This window comes from Dactylosporangium sp. NPDC005555 (assembly GCF_040605635.1).
Classification (GTDB): domain Bacteria; phylum Actinomycetota; class Actinomycetes; order Mycobacteriales; family Micromonosporaceae; genus Dactylosporangium.
Window position 1 is genome coordinate 52304 of sequence record NZ_JBEXDG010000047.1, and the last position, 16430, is coordinate 68733.

At 72.1% G+C, this 16430-nt stretch carries 17 protein-coding genes; 5 read left to right on the forward strand and 12 right to left on the reverse strand.

The annotated features are described in order from the left end of the window. Together argS (ABZS58_RS37105) and argS (ABZS58_RS37110) are read right to left on the reverse strand one after the other, a co-directional pair. Positions 1 to 843, reverse strand: a complete 843-nt coding sequence (argS, locus tag ABZS58_RS37105) for an arginine--tRNA ligase (RefSeq protein WP_354788042.1) — start codon at positions 841 to 843, stop codon at positions 1 to 3. Then, positions 816 to 1673: an arginine--tRNA ligase gene (argS, locus tag ABZS58_RS37110; RefSeq protein WP_354788043.1), complete on the reverse strand. Its 858-nt coding sequence runs from the start codon at positions 1671 to 1673 to the stop codon at positions 816 to 818. The genes argS (ABZS58_RS37105) and argS (ABZS58_RS37110) overlap by 28 nt, the downstream gene beginning before the upstream one ends. Positions 1674 to 1926: 253 nt before the next feature. Between argS (ABZS58_RS37110) and ABZS58_RS37115 the strand changes: the two genes are divergently transcribed. Next, positions 1927 to 2886, forward strand: a complete 960-nt coding sequence (locus ABZS58_RS37115; protein WP_354788044.1) for a DUF1996 domain-containing protein — start codon at positions 1927 to 1929, stop codon at positions 2884 to 2886. 16 nt (positions 2887 to 2902) lie between these two features. On the opposite strand, the gene ABZS58_RS37120 is transcribed toward ABZS58_RS37115, so the two are convergent. Both ABZS58_RS37120 and ABZS58_RS37125 read right to left on the reverse strand, forming a co-directional pair. Further along, positions 2903 to 3559 (reverse strand): response regulator transcription factor, encoded by a 657-nt coding sequence (locus ABZS58_RS37120; protein ID WP_354788046.1) that lies wholly within the window; start codon positions 3557 to 3559, stop codon positions 2903 to 2905. A gap of 85 nt (positions 3560 to 3644) precedes the next feature. Next, positions 3645 to 4679, reverse strand: a complete 1035-nt coding sequence (locus ABZS58_RS37125; protein WP_354788047.1) for a sensor histidine kinase — start codon at positions 4677 to 4679, stop codon at positions 3645 to 3647. A gap of 127 nt (positions 4680 to 4806) precedes the next feature. Between ABZS58_RS37125 and ABZS58_RS37130 the strand changes: the two genes are divergently transcribed. Further along, a complete protein-coding gene (locus tag ABZS58_RS37130) occupies positions 4807 to 4998 on the forward strand; it encodes a hypothetical protein (protein ID WP_354788049.1) in 192 nt (63 codons plus the stop codon). On the opposite strand, the gene ABZS58_RS37135 is transcribed toward ABZS58_RS37130, so the two are convergent. Continuing rightward, the gene (locus tag ABZS58_RS37135) at positions 4995 to 6218 is read right to left on the reverse strand and encodes a hypothetical protein (protein ID WP_354788050.1); all 1224 of its coding nucleotides are present in this window, start codon (positions 6216 to 6218) and stop codon (positions 4995 to 4997) included. The two genes, ABZS58_RS37130 and ABZS58_RS37135, sit on opposite strands and share 4 nt — an antisense overlap. Before the next feature lie 66 nt (positions 6219 to 6284). On the opposite strand from ABZS58_RS37135, the gene ABZS58_RS37140 reads away from it, so the two are divergent. After that, positions 6285 to 8171 carry a citrate/2-methylcitrate synthase gene (locus ABZS58_RS37140; RefSeq protein WP_354788051.1) on the forward strand — a complete coding sequence of 629 codons (1887 nt, stop codon included), beginning with the start codon at positions 6285 to 6287 and terminating at the stop codon, positions 8169 to 8171. Here ABZS58_RS37140 and ABZS58_RS37145 read toward each other — a convergent pair. From ABZS58_RS37145 to ABZS58_RS37165, 5 genes are all read right to left on the reverse strand, one after another. Next, entirely contained in the window at positions 8150 to 8761 is a 612-nt protein-coding gene (locus tag ABZS58_RS37145; protein ID WP_354788052.1) for a lysoplasmalogenase family protein, read from the reverse strand. The genes ABZS58_RS37140 and ABZS58_RS37145 overlap by 22 nt on opposite strands. Further along, on the reverse strand, positions 8758 to 9585 hold the full coding sequence (locus ABZS58_RS37150; protein WP_354788054.1) for a sterol desaturase family protein: 828 nt from the start codon (positions 9583 to 9585) through the stop codon (positions 8758 to 8760). The genes ABZS58_RS37145 and ABZS58_RS37150 overlap by 4 nt, the downstream gene beginning before the upstream one ends. Next, positions 9582 to 10295, reverse strand: a complete 714-nt coding sequence (locus tag ABZS58_RS37155; protein WP_354788055.1) for a GntR family transcriptional regulator — start codon at positions 10293 to 10295, stop codon at positions 9582 to 9584. The genes ABZS58_RS37150 and ABZS58_RS37155 overlap by 4 nt, the downstream gene beginning before the upstream one ends. A 74-nt stretch (positions 10296 to 10369) precedes the next feature. Continuing rightward, positions 10370 to 10999 carry a hypothetical protein gene (locus ABZS58_RS37160; RefSeq protein ID WP_354788056.1) on the reverse strand — a complete coding sequence of 210 codons (630 nt, stop codon included), beginning with the start codon at positions 10997 to 10999 and terminating at the stop codon, positions 10370 to 10372. A 112-nt stretch (positions 11000 to 11111) separates the two neighbouring features. Further along, the gene (locus ABZS58_RS37165) at positions 11112 to 13163 is read right to left on the reverse strand and encodes a M3 family metallopeptidase (protein ID WP_354788058.1); all 2052 of its coding nucleotides are present in this window, start codon (positions 13161 to 13163) and stop codon (positions 11112 to 11114) included. A 75-nt stretch (positions 13164 to 13238) separates the two neighbouring features. Between ABZS58_RS37165 and ABZS58_RS37170 the strand changes: the two genes are divergently transcribed. Beyond that, positions 13239 to 13748, forward strand: a complete 510-nt coding sequence (locus ABZS58_RS37170; RefSeq protein ID WP_354788059.1) for a SigE family RNA polymerase sigma factor — start codon at positions 13239 to 13241, stop codon at positions 13746 to 13748. Beyond that, positions 13745 to 14620, forward strand: a complete 876-nt coding sequence (locus ABZS58_RS37175; RefSeq protein ID WP_354788060.1) for a hypothetical protein — start codon at positions 13745 to 13747, stop codon at positions 14618 to 14620. Before ABZS58_RS37170 ends, ABZS58_RS37175 begins: the two co-directional genes overlap by 4 nt. A gap of 45 nt (positions 14621 to 14665) precedes the next feature. Here the strand turns inward: ABZS58_RS37175 and ABZS58_RS37180 are convergent, their stop codons facing one another. Both ABZS58_RS37180 and ABZS58_RS37185 read right to left on the reverse strand, forming a co-directional pair. Then, a complete protein-coding gene (locus ABZS58_RS37180; protein WP_354788061.1) occupies positions 14666 to 15553 on the reverse strand; it encodes a methyltransferase domain-containing protein in 888 nt (295 codons plus the stop codon). Positions 15554 to 15569: 16 nt separating this feature from the next. Then, positions 15570 to 16328 (reverse strand): phosphatase PAP2 family protein, encoded by a 759-nt coding sequence (locus ABZS58_RS37185; RefSeq protein ID WP_354788062.1) that lies wholly within the window; start codon positions 16326 to 16328, stop codon positions 15570 to 15572. Positions 16329 to 16430 lie beyond the last annotated feature (102 nt).

Sequence of the window (16430 nt, forward strand, 5' to 3'; positions counted from 1 at the left end):
TCACAGCCGCGGGGGAGCGGCGATGCCGAGCAGGTCCAGGCCTGTCGCGAGGGTGTCCGCGGTCAGTGCGCACAGTGCGATCCGGTTGCCCCGCACGGGTTCCGGGGATCTGAGGACCGGGCACCGCTCGTAGAACGTGGTCACGGTCTGGGCGAGGTCGTGCAGGTACGTGCACAGCCGGTGCGGCTCGCAGGTGGTGGCGACGCCGGTGAGCACGTCGCCGAAGGTGTCCAGGCGCAGGATGAGGGCCCGCTCCACATCCCGCAGCGGCGCGTCGATCGTGACCGGAGGGACGGCGCCGGCCTTCGCCAGGACGGAGCGGAGCCGGGCGTGGGCGTACTGCAGGTACACGCCGGTGTTGCCGGTCAGGGCCATCATCCGGTCCGGGTCGTACAGGTGGTCCCGGGTCCGGCCGGTGGACAGGTCGGCGTACTTCACGGCGCCGATGCCGACGTCCCGGCCGCGTTCCGCGAGCTCCGCCGCGTCCAGCGACGGGTTCTTCGCCGCGACGACCGTCGTCGCCCGCTCGACGGCCTCGGTGAGCAGGCCGACGAGCGGGGCGGTGTCACCGGACCGGCTCTTGAACGGACGCCCGTCCGCGCCCAGCATCATCCCGAACGCGGCGTGCACCGCCTCGACAGACGGGGGCAGCCAGCCGGCCCGCCGGGCGGTGCCGAACACCTGCTGGAAGTGCGGCGCCTGCCGGGCGTCGACGACGTACACGATCCGGTCGGCCCGCAGGGTGGTGACCCGGTGCAGCAGCGCGGCCAGGTCCGTGGCCGGATAGCCGAACCCGCCGTCGCTCTTGCGGACGATCAGCGGGGCGTCGCCGTCAGTGAACACGCACGGGCGCCGTCGCTGACCCGGGCCACGCCCAGCCGCTCCAGCGAGTCGGCGACGCAGGTCAGGAGCGGGTTGTAGCTGCTCTCACCGGCGATGTCGGCGTCGGTCAGCAGGACGCCGAGCCGCTCGTACACGTCGGTGAAGTACCGCTTCGACTCCCGCACCATCGACCGCCAGGCGGTCAGGCTGTCCGGGTCGCCGCCCTGCAGCGCCACGACCCGCCGCCGGCTGCGGTCCGCGAACGCCGGGTCGCTCCGGAAGAGCGCGTAGGCCGTCTTGTACCGCTCGGTCAGCGCCGACGTGTCCGAAGGATGCTCGGCCAGGTACTGGATGAGCATCCCGTACTGCGTGCCCCAGTCGCCGATGTGGTTCTGCCGCACGACGTCGCCGCCGAGGTGGGTCAGGACCCGGGCGATGGCGTCGCCGATGATCGTGGACCGCAGGTGCCCGACGTGCATCTCCTTCGCCACGTTCGGATGCGAATAGTCCAGGACCGTCCGCACACCGGTCTGCGGGGATCCGACCCCGAGCCGCGGGGAGGCGAGCCGCTGCGCGACCCGGCCGAGCAGCGCATCGCCGGTCAGGGTGACGTTGACGAACCCGGGCCCGGCAACCCGCAGGTCCGCGACGAGCCCATGCGGGAGCAGCTGATCGGTGATGTGCCCGGCGAGCTGCCGCGGATCGCGCCGCAGCGTCCGGGCGAGGGCGAGGAGGCCGTCGGCCTGCAGGTCGGCGTGCGACGACAGGTGCACCTGCGGATCGAAATCCGAGGACGGGAAGGCCGCCGCGATCCGGGCGGCGAGCAGCGTGGCGAACGACGGCACGACCATCGTGGGGACTCCAGACGGGTGACGGAGCGGGCAGGGCACAGCGGGACCGGCGGCGGTGTGCTCACCGTCGTCGTCGCGTGCCTGCCCTGCTCATCGCCGTCATGATGCGTCCACCGTACCCGCGGATCCCGGCACGGTCGCCGCATATTTCCCGCGCCGGGCCCGGCACCGGGACTTTCGACTCATGACCGCCGGGCGGGCCGGTCATAGGTTCGGTACGGGTGGCACTGTCGAACCGAAAGGCACCGCAACCGTGCGCAGACAACTCGGGCTTCTCCTCGCGACCGGCCTGCTCCTGGCCGCGTGCGATCCCAGCCAGGGACCGGTCGTGATCTCCCAGCCGGCGCCGTCCTCCGTCGCGCCGTCCTCTGCCGCGCCGCCGGTGTCCGGTCAGTCGTCCGCGGCGCCGGCACCGGCCGCGACCGCCTCGCCCGTCAAGACGTTCACGGACAAGCCGCCGCAGGCGCAGTACCGCGAGTTCCACGCCAACTGCACCGAGACGCACCGGCTCAGCGACGACCCGATCGTCTTCCCCGGTCTCGCGGGCGCCGCGCACAACCACACATTCGTCGGCAACCCGGCCGCGGACGCGACCTCCACGCCGCAGACGCTGCTGAAGGGCAGGACGTCCTGCGAGGACACCCTCGACGCGTCGTCCTACTGGTTCCCGACGCTCACCCGCAACGGTGCCGTCGTGAAGCCCGAGAAGGTCACCATCTACTACAAGTCCGGGGTCAAGGACTACCGGACCGTGCAGCCGTTCCCCGCCGGGTTCCGGCTCATCGTCGGCGACATGCGGCTGCAGGACGCCGAACAGTTCACCGGCACCTGGAACTGCGGCGACTATCTCGGCAAGGCCATCCCACCGTCGTGCCCCGCCGGGTCGTCGCTGATCGTGCGGATGCAGGCGCCGAGCTGCTGGGACGGCCGCAGCCTCGACAGCGCCGACCACAGGTCACACGTGGTGTGGCCGGTGAAGGGCGGCTGCCCCGCCACCAACCCGGTGCCGCTGCCCATGTTCGAGATGAAGGTGCCGTACAAGCTGCCCGGCGGTGACACGTCGGGGCTGCGGTACTCCTCGGGCAACGGCGCGTCGTTCCACTACGACTTCATGAACGGCTGGGACGCCGCCCGCCAGGCCGCCCTCGTCGCCCACTGCATCAACGGCGGCCGGCAGTGCAACGGATACGGGATCGACCAGCACAAGCCGTGACGGCATGACGGGACGCTCAGCCGGCCAGGCCGCAGGCGTGGGCGAGGATCACCAGCTGCACCCGGTCCCGGACACCGGCCTTCGCGATCGCCCGCGTCACGTGGGTCTTCGCGGTCAGCGGGCTGATGAACAGCTCCCTGGCGATCTCCTCGTTGGACAGCCCGGCGGCGACGAGCCGGACCACCTCGAGCTCCCGCGGGGTCAGCACGGAGAGCCGGTCGGTGGTCGGCGACGGCCCGGCCGGGCGGTGCGCGAACCTGCCGATGACCCGGGCGGTCACGCTCGGCGACAGCAGCGCCTCGCCGGCCGCGACGACCCGGACGGCACGGCGCAGCTCGTCGGGCTCGACCTCCTTGGTGAGGAAGCCGCTCGCGCCGGCGCGCAGGGCCGCGAACACGTTCTCGTCCGTCTCGAACGTGGTGAGGATGACGACCCGGGTGCCGGCGAGGCCAGGGTCCGCGACGATCTGCCCGGTCGCCGCGATCCCGTCCAGGCCGGGCATCCGGATGTCCATCAGCACCACGTCGGGCCGCAGCCGGCGAGCCTGCCGGACGGCCTCGTCGCCGGTGGACGCCTCGCCGGCGACCGTGATGTCCCTCGTGCGCCGCAGCAGGCTGCCGAATCCGGCACGCACCAGGGCCTGGTCATCAGCCAGCAACACGCTCACGGTCATGACGTCACCTCCGCTGCGCTCCGGCGCCGCCCTGACCCGATACTGCGCGCATGATGCCCGGCCACTCCGCTGCGCTCCGGTCCGGTCATGACGGGATTGTCGCGTGTACGGTGAAGCCGCCGCCGCCGTCCGTGGTGAGCGAGCCGCCGAGAGCCTCGACGCGTTCGCGCATCCCGGTGAGCCCGTGTCCTTCCGGTGCCTGTGATCCAGTGCCGTCGTCGGTGACCGTCACCTCCGTCACCGGTCCATAGTGGACTGTGACGGTCACGGTGGTCGCGTTCGCGTGCCGGACGGTGTTCGTCAGCGCCTCCCGCACGACCAGACCGGCGGCGGTGCGCACCGGCAGCGGCGCCTCCGGACCGGTGACGGCGAGTCGTGCGTCGAGCCCCGCCTCTCGTACCCGGGCAACCAGCGAGTCCAGATCGAGCGGTTCGGCGGGCGGCCGGCGGTCGTCGCGGAGCACGCCGACGAGCGAGGACAGGTCGCTCATCGCCCGGCGGCGGACGTCCTGCGCGAGGCGCAGCGCGGCCCTGGCCTCGTCGGGCGCGGTCTCCAGGGCGTCCGCGGCGACGTTGAGGTGCACCCCCACGACGGTGAGCGTGTGTGCGACGGTGTCGTGCACCTCCCGCGCGACCCGGAGCCGCTCCGCGGTGCGCTGCTCCTCGATCGCGGTCCGCGTCCAGCGCCGCCAGTTGCCGAACGCGACGGTCACGGCGAGCGCCGCGGTCAGCCACAGCAGGTCCGGCCCGACCCCGGCGAACGTCCTGGCGGCGCTGTGCCGCAGGACCGTCCACTCCAGGTTGAACGCCATGACCGTGTGCAGCGCCGCGATCCCGACGACGACCCGCAGCCGCGGCCGCGGTCCGATCACCACCGACACGTACAGCAGCGTCACCGGCCACAGCCAGCCCCCGGTGGTCAGCTCGGCGACGCGCATGGCGACGACCCCGCAGATGCCGGTGACCAGCCCGGTGAGCGGCCACCGCACCTGCGCCCACAGCAGCGCCGCCAGTGACGTGGCGAGCGGCAGCGACCCCTCGGCGAGGTGGTCCCCGGCGCCGCTCAGCACGGCGATGAACGTGACCGCGGCGAACGCGGCGACCATCTTCGATTTCGTCATGGTGTCGAACGCTAGGGCCGCGCCCGCGCCCGGTCGTCGTCCGCGAGGAGGCACCGTCTCGTACACCATATGGAGTATCAGGCAGCAGGCTGACGCTTTCCCGCCGGCGTGGCTAGCGTTGCCGCCCATGGAGCACCGCTGTGGCAAGCATGCCGTCCTGGCCAACCCGGCGTCGCGCATCCCGGTCTGGATGGACTGCGCGGTCCACCGCTACACCCCCTACCAGATCGAGCGCCGCTTCTCCGTGATCGTCTCCCTCGACTTCTCGTACGAGGAAACGGCGTCCCTCTCCTGGATCATCGAACACGGGATGCTCTAGTCGGTGCAGCCCGGATAGAGCAGGGCGAGCTCGTCCGGGTACGCGGCGATCAGGCGGAGCTCGTCGTCGGTCAGGGAACGGCCCGTGGCGGCGTTGCAGAGCTGGACGAGTTTGAAGGTCAGGTCCTCGGCGGTGACCTCGATGCCCAGGTCGGACATGACGTGGCGGAAGCCGGCCATGCCGCCGTACTCGCCGGTGAGGACCAGCCGGCCGGGGCGGGTGTGGCGGTCGTCCGGGAACGGGCCGAGGGTGTCCTCGTCGTAGAGCTCGTAGTTGCGGTGGTCCTTGAGGGCGCCGTCGGCGTGGATGCCGGACTCGTGGGCGAACGCGTTGATCCCCACGCCCGGCTGGTGCTGGGGGAGGGGCTGGCCGAAGGCGTACGACGCCCAGGACGCGAACCGGCGGGCCCATCGCAGATCGAGCGGGTCGCCGATCGTCGTGCCGTCGGGGACACCGAAGCCGTACCGCAGCGCCAGGACCGTGGAGATCAGGTCGGCGTTGCCGGAGCGTTCGCCGATGCCGTTGACGCACGTGTTGATCCAGGCGTCCTGGCCCGCGGCGAGGTCGCCGAACGCGCCCGCCAGGGAGTTCGCGACGGCCATGCCCAGGTCGTTGTGGCAGTGCGTCTCGATCGGCATGCCCGTGGCGGCGGCGAGGGCGGCGAAGCGTTCCCCGATGCGACCGGGCGTGTCGCCGCCGATGGTGTCGCAGTACCGGACGCGGTCGGCGCCCGCCTCGCGGGCCGCGAGGGCGAACTCGGTGAGGAACCCGTCGTCGGTCCGTGACCCGTCCTCGGCGTTGACGCCGATCGTGCGCACGCCGGCGTCTTTCGCGGCGCGTACGGCGGCGACCATCTCCCGCACGACGGCGTCGCGATCCAGGCGGCCCCGGAACTTCCCGCGCAGCATCTGGTCCGACGTCGAGATCGACAGGTTGTAATGCTGGAGCCCGAGCGGCGCGGCCTTCTCGACGTCGCCGGCGACGGCCCGGCACCAGCCCGACAGCCGCAGGTCGCCGAACGCGCCGGCCGCCTGCAGCGCCGTCTGCGCCCGCACGTACGGCACCTCGTGGAACAGGAACGGAAACCCGATCTCCGACTGCGCCACGCCGAGCTTGCCCAGATAGAAGTTGACCATCGTCTTGCCGAACTTCGACAGCCCGGTCCGGGCCGTCTGCACCCCGTCACGGTTGGTGACGTCGAGGAAATGAATCTGTGCCATGCTTTCGAGGTTGACGTCTGTACGACGAATGTGTCAACGTTGACGAAAATCAACTACGGAGGTGTCGTGGTCAGGTGGATCGCGGCGGACGAGGCGTCCCGCCGGCTCGGTGTGAAACCGGCCACCCTCTATGCGTATGTCAGCCGGGGCGTGCTGGCGCGCCGCAAGGGCGACGACGGGCGCAGCGTGTTCGACGCCGACGAGATCGAACGCCTCGCCCTGCGCGGCCGCCCCAGGCACCGCTCAGGCGCCCCGTCCGAGCTGGTGATCGAGTCGGCGGTGACCCTGCTCGGCCCGGACCGCGCGTACTTCCGCGGCCGTGACGCCATCACTCTCGCCGGCTCGATGTCGTTCGAGGCCGCGGCCACCTGGCTCTGGACCGGCGAAGACCCCGCTGAGGCCCGCCCTGAGGTCCGCACTGAGGTCCGTCCGGGGGGCCGCTCTGAGGTCCGCGCTGGGGACGACGTTTGGGGCGGCCCTGGGGACGGCTCCGAGGTCCGCGTTGGGGACGGCGTTGGGCGCGGCTCTGGGGGCGGCTCTGAGGAGCGCGCTGGTGACGGCCTCTCCGAAGGATGGGCCGCCGACCTTGACGCGGTCGCCGCCGCGCGCGCCGCCCAGGCCGGGCTGCCTGCGGGTGTCCTGCTGCTGGAGCGGCTCCAGGTCATCACGACGGCCCTCGCCGCCGCCGACCCCGTCAGGCTGGCCCTGGACCCGGAGTCGGTGATCCGCACCGGCCAGACCCTGATCGCCGGCCTCGTCGAAGCCCTGCCCGCCGGCACCCCGTCCGCCGGCACCCCGTCCGCCGGCACCCCGTCCGTCGATGCCGTGCCCGTGGATGTTCTGCCCGCCGGTGCCCCGCCTGCCGGTGCCCCGCCTGCCGGTGCCCCGCCTGCGGATGCCTTGCTCGTAGGTGCCCTGCCTGTCGATGCTCCGTCCGTCGATGCTGCGCCCGCGGATGCGCCGTCCGTGGATGTGTCATCCGAGAATAGGTCGTGGCCCGGCGCCGGGGCGGCGGCTGATGCGCCGCCTGTGGACAAGACATCGCCTGTGGATGGGGGGTCGATCGCGTGGCGGTTGTGGGAGAAACTCGCCGCACCCGACGCGGACCCCGCGCTCGCCGACGTGCTGCGGTTCGTCATGGTGCTGCTCGCCGATCACGAGCTGGCCGCGTCGACCCTTGCCGCCCGGGTTGCCGCCTCGGTCCGCGCTGACCCGTACGCCGTCGTCGCCGCGGGGCTCGGCGTCACCAGTGGCGCCCTGCACGGCGGCGCCTCGCTCGGCGTCGAGGCCATGCTCGCCGAGGCGGGTGCCGATCCCGCACTCGCCGCCTCCGTGATGGGTCAGCGCCTCCGCCGCGGCGAACGCGTTCCCGGCTTCGGTCACGCCGTCTACAAATCGGGCGACGCCCGCGCGACCGCCCTCCTGACCCGCATCACCGCCGCGCTCCACCCCGCCACGGCCCACCCCGCCATCGACCGTGGCGCCGCCTCCACCGCCGACCGAGGCGCCGCCCCTTCCGCCAGGAACGGCACCGCCCGGGGCGCTGCCCCTTCCGCCAGAAGCGGCACCGCCCGGGGCGCTGCCCCCGCCGGTGGCGCCGCCGACCGGGGCGCCACCGATGGCCTGCCCGCCGCGCCCGCCGGCCCAGGCGCCGCCCGCGCCGCCGTCGATGCCCGTGGCGCGGGTGCCAGGGCTGCCGCCGGCGGCCGTGAACGTGCGGTCCTGGCGGTGGCCGAGGCGATCCTCGCCGAGGCCGCCCGCCGCAGGCTCCCACCGGTCAACGTCGACTTCGCCCTCGGCCTCTTCACCACCCTCGCCGGTATGCCCCGCGGTGCCGGTGAGGCCATCTTCGCCGTCGCCCGCACCGCGGGCTGGCTGGCGCACGCCATGGAGGAGTACGCCCGGCCGACCAAGCTCCGCCTGCGTGCCTCCTACACCGGACCCATCGCCTGAGCGGGCGGAGGATTCCGGGCGAAGCCGGTCGTGATGAGGAACAGGGCGGCCATGTAGGTGGTCATGACGATGAGGTCGCGCCCGGCGAAGTCCAGGTCGGCGGCGCCCAGCCCGATCAGCAGGTCCGACAGCAGGAACAGGAGGCCACCGGCGGCGACCGTGCGCGAAACGGCGAACGCCGCGGCCGCCATGGCGCTCAGCGCGAGGCTGTACACCAGGATCGGCACCCGCAGAGCGCCCAGCGACGGCCAGAGCAGCACATTCAGCACCGCCCACAGGACGCCGTAGCCGGCCGCGGCGAGACGGTGCAGGGGAGCGCGGCGCAGGAAGGCCAGCAGGAAGCAGATCTGCGTGCCGAGGAAGCAGGCCATGCCCAGCAGGAAGGGCACGGTGCCCGGCACCAGCAGGGCCACGTCGCCCGCGAACGCGAAGACCAGGCCCCACCCGATGAGCGAGAAGCGCATCAGGTACCAGAGCAGCAGCGGAGCGAGGAGCGGCTTGGCGACCCACTGCAACGGCTCCCACGACATGGCGACGCCCGTGAGCTCGGCGACGGCGGCGCAGCCGAAAAGCACCAGCGGGAGCTTCATGCGGCGGGCTGCCAGCCGGGGCGGCCGAAGACGAAGCGCACCCGGTCGCGCCAGCCGGCGGCGGTGCGCACGTCGCGCCAGATGTCGCGGTACTCATGGGTGGCGACCCGCAGCGGGTTGTAGGTGCCGATGTTCTTCGTCAGGCCGTACACCACCCGCGCCCGTTCGGGTTCGAACGATCCGAACATCCGGTCCCAGATGATGAGGATGCCGCCGTAGTTGCGGTCCAGGTACTCGGCGTTGGCGCCGTGGTGGACGCGGTGGTGCGAGGGGGTGTTGAAGAACCATTCGACAGGCCCCCAGAGCCGGCCGACCCGCTCGCTGTGCAGGAAGAACTGGTACGCCAGGCTGATCGACTGCTGCAGGAACACCATCCACGGCGGGATGCCCAGCAGCGGCAGGAACAGCCAGAACGGGGTGGCGGTCATCGGCGTCCAGCTCTGCCGCAGCGCCGTGGACAGGTTGAAGAAGACGCTGGAGTGGTGCACGACGTGGCCGGCCCAGAAGACCCGGACCTCGTGGTGCAGGCGGTGGAACCAGTAGTACGCGAAGTCGTCGGCGAAGAACAGCAGCGCCCACGTCCACGGGCTGGCCGGGTCGAGTTTGAGCGGGGTGAGGACGTAGAGGCCGGCGAACGCGAGCGCGACCAGGATCTTCCACGGCACGCCGATGATCTGGCTGCCGAGGCCCATGGACAGGCTGGTCGTGGTGTCGCGGACCTCGTAGCCGCGCTCGTCGTCGTCGGGCAGGAAGCGGTAGGACACCGCCTCCATCACGATGAGCAGCAGGAACGCGGGCACGGCATAGAGCACGGCGGGGATCATGCTCGGCTTTCCTTCCGGTGCAGCAGGGGTGCGGTGAGCAGGGCGCGCGCCTGCGCCTCGGCGAGGGAGGAGGCGCCGTCGGTGATGTGCGCGCTGAGCAGGCGGTGCCCGGCGACGTCGAGGAGCTCGGCGGTGCGCAGCTGCGGCGGGACGTGCCCGACGGCGAGCGCGCCGCTCACGAGGCTGTTGAAGGCGAGGAGGTACGCGGTGTTGCCGCTGCCCGCGACGACGGCCCGCCACAGCGCGACGTTCGCCTCGCCCATCCGGTCCAGGTCCGGCGCCGCGGCGGCGAGCGCGTCGACCATGGCCGCCACGTTCGTTTTCGCGGCAGGTGCACCGCGCAGCGCGCACAACCTGGCGGCGTCGGCCCCGAGGCAGGCGCGCATCTCCATCATGTCGCGGACAAGGGTGCCGACCGGCAGGATGTCGCCGCCGGCCACCGCTGCGGACATCGCCAGATCGAGGCCTGCGTGCACCCGCCAGTCGAGGACCCTGGTCGCGCCGCCCTGGCTGACCTTGACCAGGCCGAGCTGCTGCAGCCGGCGCAGCGCCTCGCGCACCGCGTGCCGGTTCACCTCGAACGTCGCGGCGAGGTCCCGCTCACTGGGCAGCGCCGACTCGGGTGCGTAGGCGCCGCTGAGCACCGCGTCCCGCAGCTGCGCGAAGACGTGGTCGGACACGGAGCTGCGAGGAGCCGGCGTCAACGTCACGCCGCGACTGTCTCACACATCAACTGGTTGGACCAGTCCACGGACGCCGGCGGACCTCGGAGACGTGTCGCGAGCTACTGGTTCAGGCTGTCCACGATCTTCTGGGCGGTGGTGGCGTGCTTGGCGTAGGCGCTGGCGAAGGCGCTGCGCTGGACCGCCTGGGCGGCGCCGGTGACGCTCATCGACTGCCAGCCGGAGACCTTCATCAGCCTCGTGTAGAACTTCGCCGCCGCGAACGCCGGGTCCATGAGCTGCTCGACGGTGCCCCAGATGCTGACCCGCTGCTGGAAGATGCCGACCGAGTCGTAGTTGGTGCCGGTGCCCTCGTGGGGGAGCTTCAGCGACGCCGGGACCTTCGGGTTCGCCATGTTCTTCAGGTACGTCTCCTGCAGCGCGGTCGCGATCGCCACGACGTACGCGCGCTCGGGCAGGCCCATCTGCCGGCCGACCTCGATGACGATGAACGCGTTGTTGGTCGCCGCCTGGGTGAGCCCGGCGACGGGCTTCGGGACCAGGGACGTGCCGGGCGCGGACGCCAGCTCGACCCCGCGGGCCGCGTTCGCCCGGGTGTTCGTCTCGTAGAACTTGGCCGAGTCGAACGAGGTGTCGTCGGTGACCGCCGCCGGCTCGCTGGGGAAGATCGCCCAGGAGACGCCGACGCTGATCAGTGAGGCGACGAGGCTGATCGCGGCAAGCAGCGCCATCCTGCTGAAATGCAGGCGACGTGCGGCAGCGGGCCTACGCCGGGGGGTGGCGCCACGCACCGCGACAGCTTAGGGAACGCGGCGCCCCATCCGGTAGTCGTCTTAACAAAACCTAAGGAACACTGATCAATCCACGTCGTTTGAGTAGCGGCTCGATCAACGGATCGCGACCACGGAACGCGCGGTAGACCTCCATCGCGTCGGCGCTGCCGCCCTTGGCGAGGAGACCGTCACGGAACGTGTCGCCGAGTTCCCGGCGCAGCCCGCCCTGCTCGGTGAGCCAGTCGACGGTGTCGGCGTCGAGCACCTCGCTCCAGATGTAGGAGTAGTACCCGGCGCTGTACGCCGCGCCGCTGAAGATGTGCGCGAAGTACGCGGTCCGGTAGCGCGGCGGCACGAACGGCACCGCCACCCCGGCCCGCTCCAGCGCCGCCGCCTCGAAGGCGAGCACGTCGGTCACCGCGAGCGCCTCCTCGACGGTGAGCGTGTGCCAGGCCAGGTCGAGCAGCGTCGCCGCCAGGTACTCCGTGGTCGCGAAGCCCTTGTTGAACTGCTCCGCCGCCTGCAGCCGCTCCACCACCGACTGCGGCAGGGGCTCGCCGGTGCGGTGATGGGTGGCGTAGTTGGCCAGGACCTCCGGCCACAGCATCCACACCTCGTTGACCTGCGACGGATACTCGACGAAGTCGCGGGGGACCCGGGTGCCGGCGAACTTCGGGAAGTGCACCTGCGAGAAGAGGGTGTGCAGCGCGTGACCGAACTCGTGGAAGAGGGTGCGCACCTCGTCGAGCGTCAGCAGCGTCGGCTCCCCGTCGGGCGCCCGGTTGATGTTGAGGTTGTTGACGACGACCGGCGCGGTGCCGAACAGCCGCGACTGCGGCACGAGAGCGTTGGCCCAGGCGCCGCCGCGCTTCGACGGGCGGGTGAAGAAGTCGCCGATGAACAGGCCGAGGGGTCCGCCGTCACGGTCGAAGACCTCGAAGACGCGGGCGTCGCCGTGGTACGCCGGAAGGTCCGGCCGCTCCTCGAAGCGGATCCCGTAGAGCTGGCCGGCGGCGTAGAAGACCCCGTCGCGCAGGACCCGCTCCAGCTCGAAGTACGGCCGCAGCTCAGCCTCGTCGATCGCGTAGCGGTCCCGGCGGATCCGCTCGGTGTAGAACGCCCAGTCCCACGGCTGCAGGGTGAACGCGTCGCCGATCGTCTCCTGCAGGTCCTCTGCCTCGATCCGGGCGTTGGCGACGGCGGCCGGCGCCAGCTTCGCCAGCATCTCCTGGACGGCGCCGACGCTGCGGGCGGTGTTGTCGGCGATGTTGTAGGCCGCGTGGTGCTCGAAGCCGAGCAGCCGCGCCCGCTCCGCCCGCAGCCGCGCGATGCGCAGCACCGACGCGGTGGTGTCGTGCTCGCCGCCGCTGGAGCCCCGCGCGACGGACGCGGTGTGCAGCCGCTCGCGGACCGCCCGGCTCTGCAGCGACGCGAGCGCCGGCTGCGCCGTGGGCAGGATCAGGTTCAGCGCGTAGCCCTCGGTGAGGCCCCGGTCGCGGGCGGCGACCTCGGCGGCGGCGATCGCGTCGGGGGACAGCCCCGCGAGGTCCTCGGCGTCGCGCACGACGACGGCGCTGGCCTTCATCTCGTCGCGGACCTTGTTGCCGAAGTCGGTCGCGAGGGCCGCGAGCTCGGAGTTGAGCTCGCGCAGCCGGACGTGCTCCTCCTCGGACAGCCGGGCGCCGGCCCGGACGAACTCGGTGTGGTACCGCTCGAGCAGCCACGCCGGCTCGCCGTCCAGCTCGAGGGTGCCGCGCTGGTCGTACAGCTGCTCGATGCGGGCGAAGAGCCGGCGGTCGAGCATGATGGCGTCGCCGTGCGCGGACAGCTGGGGCACCACCCGCGACTCGATGTCCTGCAGGTCCGGGCTGGTGTCGGAGCTGGTGACGTTGAAGAAGGCGGCCGACACCCGCTGCAGGACGCGACCGGAGCGCTCCAGCGCGACGAGGGTGTTCTCGAACGTCGGCGGCTCGGGCAGGGCGGCGATGGCTTCGACCTCGGCCCGCTGCTCGGCCATGCCGCGTTCGAACGCGGGCAGGTAGTGCCCGGTCTCGATGCGGTCGAAGGGCGGCAGCTGATACGGCAGGTCACTCGCGGCGAAGAACGGGTTGTCCGTGGTCACCTACCGACTGTATAGGGGTAGCTCTTTTCCGGAAGTCTGTGCAACCGATCCGACTGCCGGCCCCGTGAGTACCGCATGACGGATCGGGACACGGCGTTCGCCGAGTACTTCGCCGCGCGGTCGGACGCGATGCGCGGCACGGCGTTCCTGCTGTGCGGCGACTGGCACCGGGCGGAGGACCTCACCCAGGTGGCGTTCACCAAGTTGTACGTGGTGTGGGACCGGGTGAGCCGGCACGAGGCCCTCGACGGGTATGTGCGGCAGACGCTGTTCCACGCGTTCCTGGACGAGCGCAGGCTCGGCTGGTGGCACCGGGTCAGGGTCACGGACGTGCCCCTGGACGGCGCGACCAGCGACACGGCGCCCGACGACCGGATCGCGATGATCGCCGCGCTCGCCGCCGTGCCGCCCAGGCAGCGGGCGGTCCTGATCCTGCGGTACTGGGAGGACCTGTCCGTCGGCGAGACGGCCGCCCTGCTCAGTTGCACGACCGGCACCGTGAAGAGCCAGGCCGCGCGGGGGCTGCAGACCCTTCGCACCCACCTTGAAGACAGCCACGCGCGAGCATCGAGGAACCAGTCATGAACGAGCACGATTTCCGGGTGTCGCTGCGCGACGCCATCGACCACGCCTCCCCGCCGCCGCCGATGGCGCCGGCGGTGGCCGTGACCGCCGGCCGCCGGGCCGTGCGCCGCCGCAACCTGGTCGCGGCCGGCGCCGCGGGCGGGGTCACGGCGGTCGTGGCCGCGATCGCCGTCGCGGTCGCGACCACGGGGTCGGGTGGCGCCCCGCTACAGGTCGGCGCGCCACCGGCCGCCACCAGGACCGCCGGCACCACGCCGGCCCCCAGCAGCACCGACAAGGAGGTGTGGCCGACCGGCACCGACGGGCAGCCGCAGCAGGACCGCACCGCCCGCGCCGGGCACAAGTTCGACCAGGGCAGGCAGCTCCTGGTCGATCTCCTCGCCGTGGTACCGGCCGGGTACACCGCCCTGGACAACCCCGGCACGGACCAGCTGGTGTCCTCGCGGATGTCGCAGGCCCAGTACGAGCGCAAGGTCGGCGGCAAGGACGCCTGGTCCTACCTGGCCGCCACGCAGCTCGGGAAGGACGGCGGCGTCGGTCAGCTCCTCGTCACCGTCTACGAGCCGGGCCTGCTCGACGCGTCCGGCGACGCCTGCGCGGTCGCGAACGCCTTCTGGACCCCGGCGACGGCCGGCTGCAAGCTGGTGACGACGACCGGCGGCCTGACCGTCGGGATCGCGTCCGGGGGCAACGGCGAGTTCGACCAGTGGGCCGCCTACCGGCACGCCGACGGCACCGTGGTGTTCCTCGCCCAGGAGAAGCTCGACAACCGGCCCGGCGGCGGGAGCAAGGCGCTGCCGGCGCTCCCGCTGACCGAGGACGGGGTCGCCGCCCTCGTCGTCGACGAACGCTTCCACGTCAAGGCGTCCTGACGGCGCGGGGCCGGGCGGGAGCAGCCGCCCGGCCCCGCGCACCGGTCAGTGCGCGTGGGCCGGGACGCTGGCGGTGAGGCTGTCGGCGAGGACGGTGATCTCGTCGCCGGGGCAGTAGTCGAACCGGATCCGCAGCTCGTCGCCGGTGAGCACCTCGACCGGCTCGCGCAGCGGCACCACCAGGTAGTTCATGGTCCAGTCGATGCTGCCCGGCGGCTCGTACCGCAGGGACAACAGGTTCTTGGTGACGACGCGCACGGCGTTGACCAGGGCCGGGCGCTCCGCGACGAAGCGCAGGTCGCCGGTGCAGTGGTGCGGCAGCGGGTCGGTGTAGAAGAACTGCTGGAACACCTGCGGCGGGGCCGCCTCGACGGTGCGCGGCTGCAGGCTCTCCGGCAGCTGGAACACCGGCGCCGGCACCGTGTAGCCGAAGTAGCTGAAGTCCTGCTCGACCGGCTGGATCGCCTGCACGCACGCCTCCGGCACGAAGCGGGGCAGCGGGCCGCCGATGTGCCGCAGGTAGCGGCGCTTGAAGCTGTTGATGACCTCGATCTGCCGCTCGCGGAGCAGGCCGACGTGCAGCATCTCGCAGAGCACGACGTCGACCGGCTCGTCGGGCAGGTAGTCGCGGGCGTCGGCGTGCAGGACGGTGACGGCGTCGCCGACCGCCGCCCGCAACGCCGACGCGGCGGTGGCGAAGACCCGCGGCTCCCGCTCGATCGCGGTGACCGTGGCGCCCTGCCGGGCGGCGAAGTACGACAGGACGCCGGTCCCGCAGCCGAGGTCGAGCACCCGGGTCCCGGGCCGGACGGCCTCGGCGATCGCATCGGCGAACGCCTCCATCCGGCGTTCGTCGGACAGCAGCAGCGCCTGGTACTGCAGCGGGATCACGTCCGCCGGGAACCCGAGATGTTCCAGTTCCAGGTGTTCCATTCCCAAAGCGTAGGCCTTATCGCAGGCCCAGGCCGTCCCATCCGGCATAGCCGCGCGGCTGCCGCCGCTCCCGCGCCCGCAGCACCCACCAGCAGGTGGCGGTGAGGGCCGCGCCGGCGATCGCGTCGACGATGTAGTGGTTCGCGGTCAGGACCACGGCGGCCACCATCAGCACCGGCATCGCCGCGCCGAACGCGCGCAGCAGCGGGCCCCGGGCCTTGGGAGCCGCCGCCAGGATCGCCAGGCCGATGAGCAGGTCCCAGCCGACGTGCAGGCTCGGCATCGCGGCGTACTGGTTGGTGAACATCGCCGGCTGCAGCACCCGGTACGCGTCGGACGACTGCGTCACGGTGTCGACCAGGCCGAGCTCGGCCAGCCGCGGCGGGGCGAGGGGAAAGAGCATGAAGACGACCAGGCCGATCCCGCCGGACAGCAGCATCGCGTTGCGGGTGCGGTAGTAGATCGCCGGGTTGGTGCGGGCCAGCCAGATCAGGGTCGCGACGATGACCGGCCAGTGCCCCCAGATGTAGATCCAGTTGAAGAACGTCGCCACGGCGGGCGTGCCGGCGAACGTCGACTGCAGCCAGTGCTCGTGGAACAGCCCGACGGAGCGTTCGAAGTCCACGACGGTCCCCGCGTTCGCGAGGGCCTGGTCCGTCGCCGCCTCCGTGGCGCCCCGGACCCCGAAGTACGCGGCCACCGCCGCCGTCACGATGCCGACCTGCCGGCCGAGGCCGACCGGCCGCAGCGCCGGTTTCTCCCAGGTGATGGTCATGGCGTCCAGCCTCGTCACCGCGAGGCCGGACGCCATCCAGTGCAAGCACGGACCGGACCCTGATCTCCGGTGGCACCGGGCGTCAGGAGGTCCCCTACGGGA